Annotated in this window: 9 protein-coding genes and 2 pseudogenes; 10 read left to right on the top strand and 1 reads right to left on the bottom strand. The window is 42.5% G+C overall.

The window, feature by feature from the left end; all coding sequences use genetic code 11:
• Nucleotides 1-105 precede the first annotated feature (105 nt).
• The 10 genes and pseudogenes from RIL182_RS13225 to RIL182_RS13180 all read left to right on the top strand — a co-directional run bounded on the left by RIL182_RS13225 (nt 106) and on the right by RIL182_RS13180 (nt 13,038).
• Nucleotides 106-1,866 (top strand): hypothetical protein, encoded by a 1,761-nt coding sequence (locus RIL182_RS13225; protein ID WP_044999704.1) that lies wholly within the window; start codon nt 106-108, stop codon nt 1,864-1,866.
• A gap of 58 nt (nt 1,867-1,924) precedes the next feature.
• Nucleotides 1,925-3,057, top strand: a protein-coding gene (locus RIL182_RS13220) for an IS3 family transposase (protein WP_118772524.1) whose coding sequence is annotated in 2 segments (ribosomal slippage) — nt 1,925-2,192 and nt 2,192-3,057 — 1,134 coding nt in all. Because the reading frame shifts where the segments join, the coding sequence is not laid out codon by codon here.
• Nucleotides 3,058-3,075: 18 nt separating this feature from the next.
• Nucleotides 3,076-3,273 (top strand): annotated as a pseudogene (locus tag RIL182_RS13215) (NlpC/P60 family protein); the annotation flags it as partial.
• A gap of 50 nt (nt 3,274-3,323) precedes the next feature.
• Nucleotides 3,324-4,220, top strand: a complete 897-nt coding sequence (locus tag RIL182_RS13210; protein WP_006859704.1) for a hypothetical protein — start codon at nt 3,324-3,326, stop codon at nt 4,218-4,220.
• Between the two features lie 27 nt (nt 4,221-4,247).
• The gene (locus tag RIL182_RS13205) at nt 4,248-4,466 is read left to right on the top strand and encodes a DpnD/PcfM family protein (RefSeq protein WP_015567852.1); all 219 of its coding nucleotides are present in this window, start codon (nt 4,248-4,250) and stop codon (nt 4,464-4,466) included.
• The gene (locus tag RIL182_RS13200) at nt 4,463-4,831 is read left to right on the top strand and encodes a hypothetical protein (RefSeq protein ID WP_015567853.1); all 369 of its coding nucleotides are present in this window, start codon (nt 4,463-4,465) and stop codon (nt 4,829-4,831) included. The genes RIL182_RS13205 and RIL182_RS13200 overlap by 4 nt, the downstream gene beginning before the upstream one ends.
• Before the next feature lie 14 nt (nt 4,832-4,845).
• Nucleotides 4,846-5,130 (top strand): annotated as a pseudogene (locus tag RIL182_RS13195) (hypothetical protein); the annotation flags it as partial.
• Nucleotides 5,131-5,206: 76 nt separating this feature from the next.
• Nucleotides 5,207-6,339 (top strand): IS3 family transposase gene (locus RIL182_RS13190; RefSeq protein WP_118772524.1). Its coding sequence is split into 2 segments (ribosomal slippage): nt 5,207-5,474 and nt 5,474-6,339, totalling 1,134 coding nucleotides; the frame shifts between segments, so codons are not numbered across the junction.
• Between the two features lie 520 nt (nt 6,340-6,859).
• Nucleotides 6,860-7,219, top strand: a complete 360-nt coding sequence (locus RIL182_RS13185; protein ID WP_044999767.1) for a TnpV protein — start codon at nt 6,860-6,862, stop codon at nt 7,217-7,219.
• Nucleotides 7,144-13,038: a helicase-related protein gene (locus RIL182_RS13180; protein ID WP_243128688.1), complete on the top strand. Its 5,895-nt coding sequence runs from the start codon at nt 7,144-7,146 to the stop codon at nt 13,036-13,038. Before RIL182_RS13185 ends, RIL182_RS13180 begins: the two co-directional genes overlap by 76 nt.
• Here the strand turns inward: RIL182_RS13180 and RIL182_RS13175 are convergent.
• A protein-coding gene (locus RIL182_RS13175) for an IS3 family transposase (RefSeq protein ID WP_085980126.1) occupies nt 13,021-14,150 on the bottom strand; the annotation gives its coding sequence in 2 pieces (ribosomal slippage) (nt 13,021-13,883 and nt 13,883-14,150; 1,131 coding nt in all). The genes RIL182_RS13180 and RIL182_RS13175 overlap by 18 nt on opposite strands.
• Between the last annotated feature and the right edge of the window lie 125 nt (nt 14,151-14,275).

Here is a 14,275-nt window from a genome sequence, read left to right as displayed (position 1 = left end):
CATTTGGACTAATCATCCAGATGGCTATTTTTTTACCCATTTTTGGGTAATGGATGTAGAAAGAAGGTGAGAACATTGAAGATAAAAAAGGTGGATGATAAGCCTATGGTCATTCACACCAAGGAGAAAGCCAAGATTCATGCCCACGAGCCAAAGGGTGCCAAGATTAAAGGCAGCAACATCTATACAGTAGAGAGAGGTCCGAAAGTGCATGATGCTAAAGCCAATGAAATGGATAAAAAAGCATCTGCAAAATTAATGCTTCAGAAAAGTGCTGGTGGAAAGCGTACTTATAGAAAGAGTACCATTCATCAATCGGAGGCTAAGGATAAAGGTCTTTCTAGGTTTAAGCGTAACATCAGAGAGTCAGGAACTTCCATCAAGACCAAGAACACCAATCTTCACATTGCAGGAAGAACAGGTGTACTTGCAGCCGGGGCAGTAACGGAGCAGGTGGAAGGCGGGTATGAGGTATCGCAGGCAGCATATCTTGCATATGAAGCAAGCCAACCTGTTACCGGAACTGCTTCCAAGGGGGCAGCACTTTTCAGGAAAAAGGCGGCAGCCGAGGCAAAGAAGCGTATCAAGAAGGTAGAGGCAGGAAAGAAGCTGGCAAAAAAGACAGCAAAGAAAGCTGTCAAAGATACAGCCAAGACGGTAGCTAAAGAGACGGCAAAAGAAACAGCCAAGACAACTGCCAAGGTTGCAACAAAAACTGCGACAAAGGCAGCTGCTACCGCGGCAGGAACAGCGGTTGCACCGGGAGTTGGTACTGCAATCGGCATGGCAGCCGGATATGCTGCAGGTGTGTCCATAGAGGTCAAGGATGAAAAGATGACCAACCGGAGCAGGAAGATAAAATTCTTTCTGGATAAGATGAAAGCACAGGAGAATCAGACAGACAGCGTGGCAAAACTGGTAAAGGATCTGATTGTGCGAAAAGCGATTACCTGGGTAAAGGCAGCTGCACCGATTATCGGATTGGTGCTTTTATTACTTGTTCTTGTAGTTGCCATGATTGCGGTTCCGGTTATAGCGGTGATAGCAATCCTTTACAATTCTCCATTTGCTTTATTTCTGCCACCACTTGAATCAGGAGATACCGTGCAGACAGTAACGAGTGCTTATGTGCAGGAGTTTAACCGGGATGTGAATACGAAAGTGAATGAGCATACCGGATATGACCTTGGAGAGCTTGTATATGTGGATTATGAAGGTATGGAAGAAAACCCAAGCAATTACTATGACATCATGGCAGTCTATATGGTCAAGCATGGTATCGGAGATACTGCAACAGTCATGAATGACATTTCAAAAGGCTGGCTGCAGGCAGTAGTAAATGATATGTGTTCATACACCACAAGCACAGGAACAAAGGATGTGGAAGAAACAGATGCAGACGGTAATGTAACTACTGTCACGAAGTCGGTTCTGTATGTGAATGTCACACTGAAATCGTACAGAGATATGATTTCGGTCTATGGATTTAATTCTGATCAGGTGGAAATGCTTGAGCAGATCATGAGTCCGGAGTTTATGGGACAGCTTGGATATGCCGGAAGCGGAAGTGGCGGCGGAGGCGGAAGTCCGGGAGTAAGCTCCATGACTGAGGATGAAATCAATGCCATCCTTAGTGGAATTACAGACAGCAGGCAGAAAACAGTCTGCTCCTATGCACTTCACAGAGTTGGCTTTCCTTATAGTCAAGATTTAAGAGATAGCGGTAACTATTATGACTGCAGCTCCTTAGCCTATTATTCATGGAAGGATGCAGGTGTGGATATTAGTTACGGCGGTGCAACCACAGCGGCAGCGGAGGCACAGGGACTGGATGAAGCCGGAAAGACATGGATAGGTTACAATTAACTGGACAGATTTTTTAAGGTCATATAATCTATAATAAATACACGAAGGAGCACTCTTTATGACCGAACAAAAACAACGACGAAAACCTCGCAAATATACAGATGAATTTAAACAGCAACTGGTGGAACTATATCGTTCCGGCAAACGCAGATGTGATATCTGCCGTGAATATGACATTGCTACTTCCCTGTTTGACAAGTGGGTAAAGCAGGCATCCAATTCCGGTTCTTTCCATGAAAAAGATAACCGGACTCCGGAGCAGGAAGAACTGATCCGGCTTCGGAAAGAAAACCAGCAGTTAAGAATGGAAAATGATATTTTAAAACAAGCGGCGCTGATCTTAGGACGAAAGTAAATGTGATTAAAGCAAATGCCCACAAATACTCTGTATCAGCAATGTGTCGCGTCCTACAGGTAAACAGAAGCACCTATTATTATGAAGCAGCAGCAAAAAAAGATGAATCAGAACTCACTGCAGACATTCAGGAAATTTTTAGAAAAAGCCGGAACCATTATGGTACACGAAAGATCAAGAAAGAACTGGCTGATTGCGGGAAACAGGTATCAAGACGCAGGATTGGACGGATTATGAAACAGGAAGGTCTGGTATCAAGCTATACTACAGCACAGTTTAAACCGCAAAAAGACAGATGTAATGAATCAAAAGTAGAGAATGTGTTGAACCGACAATTTCAAAACCAGCCATACCGCAATGTAGTGGTAAGTGATTTGACCTACGTAAGGGTAGGAAACCGCTGGAATTATATTTGTGTACTGATTGATCTTTTTAACAGGGAGATTATTGGATACAGTGCAGGAGAACATAAAACAGCAGAACTTGTAAAACAGGCATTTATGAAAGTAGACGGAAATCTGTCGGAAATCCATATTTTCCACACAGACCGTGGAAATGAATTTAAAAACGAGACAATTGAAGAACTGTTAGAAACGTTCCATATGGAACGCTCCCTGAGCCATAAGGGATGTCCTTATGACAATGCAGTGGCAGAAGCTACGTTCAAGATTATAAAAACAGAATTTGTATGGAATGAAACATTCCATACGCAGGAAGAACTGAAGATAAAACTATGGGATTATGTAAACTGGTATAATCATCACCGCATACATTCTTCCTTAGGGTATCAAACGCCTGTACAATATCGGAAAAATAACCTAAAAAAATTTGTCTGAAAAAGTGTTGACAATCCAACAGTCTCCTTTGATGAGTTACAGCCGGGAGACCTTATTTTCTACAGTTTTACAAGCAACGGAAGATATAAGAACATCAGCCATGTGGCAGTATATGTCGGAAATGGCAAGGTGGTAGAGGCACTTAATGAAAGTCTTGGTGTGGTCTACAGAGATGTGGCAAGCACAGGAAAGATTGTTGTGATAGGAAGACCATAACAGGAAATTTGCAGAGAGGGCATAGTCCCTCTCTGAGACTGGAGGTAAGAATGGATTTAAAAGATATGATACTGGTAACAGAAAACGACAGGGGAACAGAGACAAATATGCTGATGACTCTGGATGATTATAAGAGTTTTATAGCAGTTGATGACATGTCAGAGCTTGCAGATAATTTGTTGCAGCTTGGAAGAACACTTGGTGAAGCAGAAAACTTCGCAGAGTATTACAGGGCAGCAAATGTAACTTTATCTGCGAGATTCTGTCTGGATGATATTCAGCTGGGACATTTTCTTCAGGGGTTTTATAACGATTCCAAAGAATTTCGGTTTGATAAAGAAGCCAGTTCTTCTGAATGTGTTGCAAAGCTTAAGGAGATTGGAATGACCGATAAGGGCTGGGTGGATGATTTTAACCTGCATTATGAAATGGAGAACCGCTCATTTGAAAGGGGACAGACATTTCATAATTTCAATGACCATGATTACATGGTGCTTGAAGCATTATCACCAAGGAATCTCGTGGTGATGGATATGAAGTCAGGTTCTCTTACAATCGCCCTTGGTGCGACAGAGTATAAGCGTTATCCGAAGGATGAGAAGCCTACAAAGGACAATACCACAATCGGAGTATCGTGGGAGCATGGCATTTATCTTGGTTCCACACTCTCAACCACGAATTTCAAGGCATACAAGAGGGAGTATGGCACACCGGAAAAGATAGAGGATATCTATGATTACAGGGCAAAGCTAAAGCAGAAGTTCTATTTTTATCAGGATATGTCAAAGGATGATGATGTACCAAAGAAGCTGCAGAATGACTTCCTTCACCAGATGTATGAGGATTTTGGAACGATTGAAGAGGACTGTTTTTACGACAGGCTGGAAGATGGAAAGTACGATGAAGGCTTTAAGGAAAGACAGGTAAAGGAAGAAAAGAGCCGGTGATGAGATTTTTACAGGAGGCGATATCATATGGAACAGGAATTTGATGTTGAGATAAAAGAAGTGCTTTCACGAGTACAGAAAGTAAAGGCAGAGTCGCTTGACGATGCCATCAATAAGGCAATGGATATGTATTATGCAGAGCAGATAGTCCTTGGAGCAGAGGACATGAAGGGAGTTGATTTTGCACCTATCAGCGAAAGTCAGCTCCCTTCTTCATTAAAAGAAAACGGAGGAAGAGCAAGATGACAAGTGATTCAACAACAGTAATTAAGAACATGGAGTTTTTAGTAAAGGAACTTCATAAGGAGTGGGACAGATCGGGTGCTTCTAAGGCATCCGTTATTATTTCCATTGAGGAAGTAGATGGTATTAATGATAAGTTAAAAGAGATTATCTATCAGACACAGAAGTCAGTCGATGAGGATGAGCTGACATTTAAACAGAGCATGGCAAAGTCAAAGGAGTGCTATGTGCTTCTTCGTGTGGTGCGTAAGATTGCAAAGAAAAAGGATAAATGCGAAAAACAGGCAATCGACAATGAATTTGCAATCGAGCTGGATAAGGATGAGTTAAAGCTATTTAAGGGATTGTTTGCAGAGATGTTTAAGTAGAGGAGGACAAAGGTATGGGCGTTGATATGAAGGTCAAAGCGATATACGATTCTGAGATTGGTAACATCACCAGATCAGAAAAGAACTGGAAGGATGTGTTAAAGGTCGCAGGTCAGTTATACCGCTATGAATTTGACAATATCGTTATGGTAACAGCTCAGAGACCTCCGGAAAAAAGCACACTCATGGCAGATTATGATACCTGGAAAAAGGTGGGAAGATATGTAAAGCGTGGTGCGAAAGGCTGCGCCATCTTCCCGTCAAGGGCACTGAATCCACGCATGAGGTATATCTTTGATTGGATAGGTTACAATTAACTGGACAGATTTTTTAAGGTCATATAATCTATAATAAATACACGAAGGAGCACTCTTTATGACCGAACAAAAACAACGACGAAAACCTCGCAAATATACAGATGAATTTAAACAGCAACTGGTGGAACTATATCGTTCCGGCAAACGCAGATGTGATATCTGCCGTGAATATGACATTGCTACTTCCCTGTTTGACAAGTGGGTAAAGCAGGCATCCAATTCCGGTTCTTTCCATGAAAAAGATAACCGGACTCCGGAGCAGGAAGAACTGATCCGGCTTCGGAAAGAAAACCAGCAGTTAAGAATGGAAAATGATATTTTAAAACAAGCGGCGCTGATCTTAGGACGAAAGTAAATGTGATTAAAGCAAATGCCCACAAATACTCTGTATCAGCAATGTGTCGCGTCCTACAGGTAAACAGAAGCACCTATTATTATGAAGCAGCAGCAAAAAAAGATGAATCAGAACTCACTGCAGACATTCAGGAAATTTTTAGAAAAAGCCGGAACCATTATGGTACACGAAAGATCAAGAAAGAACTGGCTGATTGCGGGAAACAGGTATCAAGACGCAGGATTGGACGGATTATGAAACAGGAAGGTCTGGTATCAAGCTATACTACAGCACAGTTTAAACCGCAAAAAGACAGATGTAATGAATCAAAAGTAGAGAATGTGTTGAACCGACAATTTCAAAACCAGCCATACCGCAATGTAGTGGTAAGTGATTTGACCTACGTAAGGGTAGGAAACCGCTGGAATTATATTTGTGTACTGATTGATCTTTTTAACAGGGAGATTATTGGATACAGTGCAGGAGAACATAAAACAGCAGAACTTGTAAAACAGGCATTTATGAAAGTAGACGGAAATCTGTCGGAAATCCATATTTTCCACACAGACCGTGGAAATGAATTTAAAAACGAGACAATTGAAGAACTGTTAGAAACGTTCCATATGGAACGCTCCCTGAGCCATAAGGGATGTCCTTATGACAATGCAGTGGCAGAAGCTACGTTCAAGATTATAAAAACAGAATTTGTATGGAATGAAACATTCCATACGCAGGAAGAACTGAAGATAAAACTATGGGATTATGTAAACTGGTATAATCATCACCGCATACATTCTTCCTTAGGGTATCAAACGCCTGTACAATATCGGAAAAATAACCTAAAAAAATTTGTCTGAAAAAGTGTTGACAATCCAGATATCAGTGATACCGGAGGGAAGAATGTTAAGCTGACATGGGACCTTGAGGGAGAAAATCTTAAGGATTATGTGGATTTTCTTGTGTCAGAAGGTCAGATTGAGCAGTACGATAACAGCGACAGGGAGTCTCTAAAAAATATATTAAAACAGTTTACAGGAACAGATGTTTGGCTTATAATAAAAGAAGAGTTCGGAGACCGAATGACCGAGCTCATGCAGCTATCAGGTAGTGTGATAAAGGAAGAAAGTAAGAAACGCAATGGCTTACAGCAGGAAATGGACATGGAGCAGCTTGTATATGCAAGTGTCATGTATGCTGTAGGGACGAGATGCGGATTTGACTTATCTGTGCAAGAACAGGATTTCAGTCAGATCGTAAATATCAAAGACGAAGAGATCATTTACCGTCTTGGTTCCATTGTATGCGATGTCTCCTGTAGTGTTCTTAGAGAATTTAGTCGTAACTTAAAGGCAATCGAGAGCGAAAGGAGAATTGGATATGTTAGAAGAAATGACTTACAAGGAAGTGGACGGACTGCTTTATCCGCAGATAGAGATGCCGGACGAGACGGAGGATCTCACGAAGCTGGGCAAATACGGAAGGATGGCGATGAACTATCTCAAAGAGAACGAGCCGGCAAGATACAAGACGCTGATGAGATTCGGGAAGATGTACGAGAAGATGTCAGCGGTAGAGGAGGAAGCGAATCAGCTGTACGACCAGTTAGAGATGCAGTATCTGGCGAAGCACAAGCCACAGGATCCGTCATCGACAATGGAGATGTGGAAGATAAGAGAGCAGGCGAAGATGCAGGCAGAGGAAGTGGTACTGAATCAGATAGTGATGCGATTCCACTAGAATCAGATGATACAGAACTGAATAGGGAACTTGATGAAATCAATTCATTGGGTGTCAGTAAGGAAGCCGAATATACACAGGCTTCCTTTTTTTTCGACCAGAACGGGCAGGCAAGCATTGGCACCATTCATACTGAGGACGAAAACAATAATCAGTTTATGCGTCAGTTCGAGCAGGACAGAAAAGCTGCATTAGCAGGTAAATACAATTACCTGAATCCCAAAAAGTCTGCAACAGTACCAGGTGAGTATATCAAACAGGTGCTTATGGGAGGTACAGGTTTTATCGGTGGTAAGGGCAGGGTATGCAAGATTTTTGAAACAGAGATTGATGCAGGAACCAGGGCAAAGCGTATCAAAGCAGAATATGGTCAGGGAGGTGCAGGCTGGCCGGTTGACGGACTGGGACTGCACGGATATGACACATTTCATGGGAACGGACTGCGTTTTCAGTGGCGAGATGAGGATGGAGAGGTTGAAGGATATGTTTCATGGAAAGATATCGAAAAAGAGCTTGGTGTCCTTATTCTTACAGGGGAATACCAGCCTGAGACACCTCGTATTGATGAGCTTGCGATGGACGGACTCCGTGAGGATGATGAGGTCATTGATGCCGAATATCGGGAAGTGGAACCGGAAGAGGCAGAATCAGAGATTGATGATTATGCAATACCGGATGAGCCGGAGAGCTATGCTTCTAACAGAGATTATGTAAGTGCAAAAGGCATGACACCACAGGAAGCTGCCGATGAAGACCGCATGGTAACACAGGCAGAATATGGTGCCGAGATAGAAGCTGAAACATCTGAAAAAGATCCATCAGAGCTTAAGTATATTACACCGATTGATTATGCCAAGCGTATTGCAGAGCTTGATGAAGACCTGCGTGATGCGGCGGAGATTCTTGTAACAGATTGCAGCTGCTACACTCCGTTTAGGGCATTCCTTATGGATGTGGTGCAGTCTGATTTTGCATTTATGCCAAATAAACTTGACCTTATCAGGGATATTGCATTAGGGACAGATAATGCAGAAAGAAAGGCATATTCCAACAATAAGTATGGTCTTGTGGAGTACTCAATCAGAAGCGGATATGTGAAGATCAGCTATAAGAACAGGAATGGTGTGCGTAAAGAAGGTGCTCTCGATTGGCGTGAGTTATATGAAATCTTATCTTATATGGTAAAACAGCCATTTTACTGCGGAGAAGACCAGAAGAAGTATTATCAGGAGACAAAGCAGAAGGCTGACAGGGATAAGATGAATCCGGTCTATAAGAGATTCTTTGATATCGAGGATAGTGTAAAAGCCAATCGTCTTGAAACCAGGGAAAGAGCAATAGCGAATGGCTGGGAAACCAAGATTGATGAGAATGGACATGTGGTTTCAGATGATGCAGTATCAGTATCTGTGGATGATATTCAGGCTGATACAGAATCACAGGAAACTGTAGATTTTACACCAAAGCAGGAACCAGTACAGCAAGTAGAAAGTCTTGAAAATGAGAAGAATGTTGCCGGGCAGACGAAACACAATTTCCACTATAACCTCTGGGAAATGGAAAAAGGCGGTGCTAAGACCAGATACCAGTGGAATATGGATGCAATCCGCACTTTAAAGCAGATTGAATCAGAGAACAGGCTTGCCACACCTGAGGAACAGAAAACTCTGTCGAAGTTTGTCGGATGGGGCGGACTGTCACAGGCATTTGATGAGAATAACGCAGGCTGGAGCAAAGAATATGCAGAGCTGAAAGACCTTTTATCTGATGAGGAATACAGTGCTGCAAGGGCAACAGTAAATAACGCCTTTTATACTTCACCGGAGATTGCCATGTGCATAAATTCGGCACTTGTCCAGTTTGGTTTCAGAGGCGGCAATGTATTAGAGCCATCTATGGGTATCGGTAACTTCTTTGGAAGTATGCCGGCACCAATGCAGAGAAGCAAGCTGTATGGGGTGGAGATTGACAGCATTTCAGGAAGAATTGCAAAGCAGCTTTATCAGAATGCCAATATCAGTATCACAGGATTTGAGAATACCACATATCCGGATAACTTCTTTGATGTGGTTGTCGGAAATGTGCCATTTGGTGATTATAAGGTATTTGATCCAAAGTACAACAAGTATAACTTCCGTATCCACGATTATTTTCTGGCAAAAGCACTTGATCAGGTAAGACCGGGAGGCATGGTTGCAGTAATCACCACAAAGGGAACACTTGATAAGGCAAATCCTACTATCCGAAAGTATCTGGCTGAAAGAGCAGAGCTTGTGGGAGCAGTAAGACTTCCGAATACTGCATTTAAAGATAATGCAGGAACCGAAGTGACAGCAGATATCCTGTTTTTGCAGAAGAGGGAGAGAAAGATTGATATTGAACCTGACTGGGTACACCTTGGTGTAACTGAGAATGGCATTGCAGTCAACTCTTATTTTGCAGAGCATCCGGAGATGATGCTTGGATCTATGGAATATGACACAAGGATTTACGGACAGGACAGCAGATATACAGTCTGTGTGAATAATGATGAGAACTTCAATATGTATGAGACTCTCAATAAGGCTATCGGTAATATCAAAGCCCAGATGACAGATTTTGAGAGAGTGGCAGATGAGGCGGAGCAGACGGAGGAAGTTATCCCGGCTGATCCGGATGTGAGAAACTACACTTACACATTTTTTGAAGGAAAACTCTATTACAGGGAAAATTCCGAGATGGTAAAAAAAGAAGTATCACAGACTGCCGAGGAGCGAATCCGAAGCCTTGATGAAATCAGACAGATAACAAGAGAGCTGATTGATATCCAGATGGATGGCTGCAGCGAGGAGGAGCTTTCTGATAAGCAGAGACTTCTTAATGTAAAATATGATGCCTTCGTAAAGCAGTATGGAGCCATTACTTCAAAAGCAAACAGAATAGCATTCAGGGATGACAGCGATTACCCGCTTCTTTGCAGTCTTGAGGAAGTAAACGAAGATGGGGAGGTGAAAAAAGCGGATATGTTTTATAAGCAGACGATTAAGGCAAAGACAGTCATAGACAGAGTGGAGACCGCTGTGGAAGCATTAAATGTATCCGTCAATGAATTTGGATATGTAAATCTTGCCTATATGCTTTCTATCTATGAGCCGGATATTACAAATGCAAAGGAAGAACTTGCAGAAAAGTCCGGACAGACAGTGGATGAGATAACGCTAAGTGATGATGCATTAGCAGAGATTAGAAGGGCAGTCCTTGTGGAAGAGCTGGACGGACTGGTTTTCCTAAATCCAGACCGCTACAACGAGAACAATCCCGACATCGGCTGGGAGACAGCAGACGAGTATCTTTCGGGAAATGTGAGAGACAAACTTCGTGTAGCAAAGGCTATGGCGGCTGATACAGACAATCCGCAGGCAGAAAGATTTGCAGGAAATGTGGCAGCACTTGAAAAGGTGCAGCCGGAATGGATTGAAGCCTCGGATATTGATGTAAAGATTGGTACGACATGGATTGAGTCGCTTGATTATGAGCAGTTTATCTATGAGCTTCTCAATACACCAAGAAGAGCAAGGGCAGTCAGAAGCCAGTTTTACAATACAGGCATTCAGGTACACTTAAATAAGATGAGCATGGAATGGTTCATCGAGAATAAGAGCATGGATAAGCATTCAGTGGCAGCTACTAAGACTTATGGTACAAGCCGCATGGATGCTTATTCTATTTTTGAGGATACGCTGAATCTTAAAACTGTAACAGTAAGGGACAGGATTGATGACGGTGATGGCAAATATCATTACGAAGTCAATAAGAACGAGACAATGCTTGCAAGGGAAAAGCAGAACATGATCAAGGAGAAGTTCAAGGAATGGCTGTTTGCAGAGCCGGAGCGAAGACAGAAATATGTGGAGTATTACAACGAGACATTCAATAACATCCGTCTGCGTGAGTATGACGGAAGTCACTTACAGTTTCCGGGAATGAATCCGGCGATTGAGTTAAAGCCACATCAGAAGAATGCGGTGGCAAGAATCCTTCTTGGAGGAAACACCCTGTTGGCACACTGCGTTGGTGCCGGAAAGTCCTTTGAGATGATGGCTGCCTGTATGGAGCAGAAGAGACTCGGACTTGCCAATAAGACGATCATGGTTGTTCCAAAGCCACTTATCGGTCAGACGGCATCAGAGTTTTTAAGGCTTTATCCGTCAGCAAATATCCTGGTTGCCACAGAGCGTGATTTTGAAAAGAGCCGCAGGAAGCAGTTCGTATCAAGGATTGCAACAGGTGACTATGACTGTATCATCATGTCGCACTCGCAGTTTGAAAAAATCCCGATCTCAGCAGAGAGAAAGGAAAGAATGCTCAATGAGCAGATTGATGAGATCAGCTATGCGATTGATGAGATGAAGGAGCGTAACGGAGAGAGATGGACTGTAAAACAGATGGAAAGCCAGAAGAAAAAGCTGGAGGAACAGCTGAAATCTCTATCTGATGAGAGCAGAAAGGATGACCTTATAACCTTTGAGGAGCTGGGTGTGGACTCTATCATGGTGGACGAGGCACATAATTTTAAGAATCTTGCGATTTTTTCCAAGATGAATAATGTGTCAGGTATCAGCAGCAGTGGAGCAAAGAAGTCAACAGATATGCAGCTTAAATGTCAGTATTTATCAGAGATAAATGATGGCAGAGGCATTGTATTTGCAACAGGTACACCGATATCCAATACCATGTGTGAGATGTATGTCATGCAGCTTTACTTACAGAAAGCGGCACTTGAAGAGATGGGGATTTATCACTTTGATTCATGGGCAGCGAACTTTGGTGAAGTGACAACAGCACTGGAGCTTACTGTAGAGGGAAGCGGATTCCGTTTCAAGAGCAGATTCAATAAATTTACCAATCTTCCGGAGCTTATGAATATCTTCCGTGAGGTAGCAGATGTGCAGACTGCCGATATGCTGGACTTAGATGTACCGGCACTAAGGGGCGGCAAGCCTATTATTGTGGAGTCGGAGCCTGACTGGTATGTAAAGCAGGTCATGGAAGATTTTGTTGTGAGGGCAGAGCGTATCAGAGGAGGTGGAGTAGATCCAAGCGTGGACAACTTCCTAAAGATTACTCATGAGGCAAGATTACTCGGAACAGATGCAAGGCTGATTGATAAGGACGCACCAAGTAATCCTGACGGAAAGCTCAATAAGGTAGCAGAAAATGTGTGGAAAGAATATGAGAAAGGAAATGTTGACGGTCATATAGGCTGTCAGCTTATTTTTTCAGATATCGGCACACCGGGACCGGATAAGGACTTTACCATCTACGATTATCTGAAGGAAACACTTATCCAGTATGGTATTCCGGCAGAGGAGATAGCTTTTATCCATGATGCTAAGACTGACGCACAGAGGGATGCACTTTTTAAGGAGATGAGGACAGGTAAAAAGAAGGTTCTTATCGGTTCAACAGATAAGTGTGGAACAGGTGTCAATGTGCAGACACACCTTGTAGCAATGCATCATGTGGACTGTCCGTGGAAGCCAAGCTCCATTGAACAGAGGGAAGGACGAGGCATACGACAGGGCAACGAAAATGAAGAGGTTGCAATCTACAGATATGTCACCAAAGGAACCTTTGATGCATACAACTGGTCGCTCATCGAAAATAAGCAGCGATTCATCAGTCAGGTCATGACAAGCAAGGCAGTAAGCCGAAGCTGTGAGGACATCGACGAGGCAACACTTTCCTATGCAGAGATTAAGGCAGTCGCCACAGGCAATCCTCTTATTCGTGAGAAGATGGAGTGGATTGTCAACACTTTTTCAGACAAATTTTTTTAGGTTATTTTTCCGATATTGTACAGGCGTTTGATACCCTAAGGAAGAATGTATGCGGTGATGATTATACCAGTTTACATAATCCCATAGTTTTATCTTCAGTTCTTCCTGCGTATGGAATGTTTCATTCCATACAAATTCTGTTTTTATAATCTTGAACGTAGCTTCTGCCACTGCATTGTCATAAGGACATCCCTTATGGCTCAGGGAGCGTTCCATATGGAACGTTTCTAACAGTTCTTCAATTGTCTCGTTTTTAAATTCATTTCCACGGTCTGTGTGGAAAATATGGATTTCCGACAGATTTCCGTCTACTTTCATAAATGCCTGTTTTACAAGTTCTGCTGTTTTATGTTCTCCTGCACTGTATCCAATAATCTCCCTGTTAAAAAGATCAATCAGTACACAAATATAATTCCAGCGGTTTCCTACCCTTACGTAGGTCAAATCACTTACCACTACATTGCGGTATGGCTGGTTTTGAAATTGTCGGTTCAACACATTCTCTACTTTTGATTCATTACATCTGTCTTTTTGCGGTTTAAACTGTGCTGTAGTATAGCTTGATACCAGACCTTCCTGTTTCATAATCCGTCCAATCCTGCGTCTTGATACCTGTTTCCCGCAATCAGCCAGTTCTTTCTTGATCTTTCGTGTACCATAATGGTTCCGGCTTTTTCTAAAAATTTCCTGAATGTCTGCAGTGAGTTCTGATTCATCTTTTTTTGCTGCTTCATAATAATAGGTGCTTCTGTTTACCTGTAGGACGCGGCACATTGCTGATACAGAGTATTTGTGGGCATTTGCTTTGATCACATTTACTTTCGTCCTAAGATCAGCGCCGCTTGTTTTAAAATATCATTTTCCATTCTTAACTGCTGGTTTTCTTTCCGAAGCCGGATCAGTTCTTCCTGCTCCGGAGTCCGGTTATCTTTTTCATGGAAAGAACCGGAATTGGATGCCTGCTTTACCCACTTGTCAAACAGGGACGTAGCAATGTCATATTCACGGCAGATATCACATCTGCGTTTGCCGGAACGATATAGTTCCACCAGTTGCTGTTTAAATTCGTCTGTATATTTGCGAGGTTTTCGTCGTTGTTTTTGTTCGGTCATAAAGAGTGCTCCTTCGTGTATTTATTATAGATTATATGACCTTAAAAAATCTGTCCAGTTAATTGTAACCTATCCAGAGATTGACAATGATGTCCAGAGATTAAAGCTTTTGAAGGCTTCCTATG

This window comes from Roseburia intestinalis L1-82, from assembly GCF_900537995.1.
Taxonomy (GTDB): Bacteria; Bacillota; Clostridia; order Lachnospirales; family Lachnospiraceae; genus Roseburia; species Roseburia intestinalis.
The sequence above is the reverse complement of the archived record's forward strand: the minus strand, read 5'-3'. Positions and strand labels throughout refer to the sequence as shown.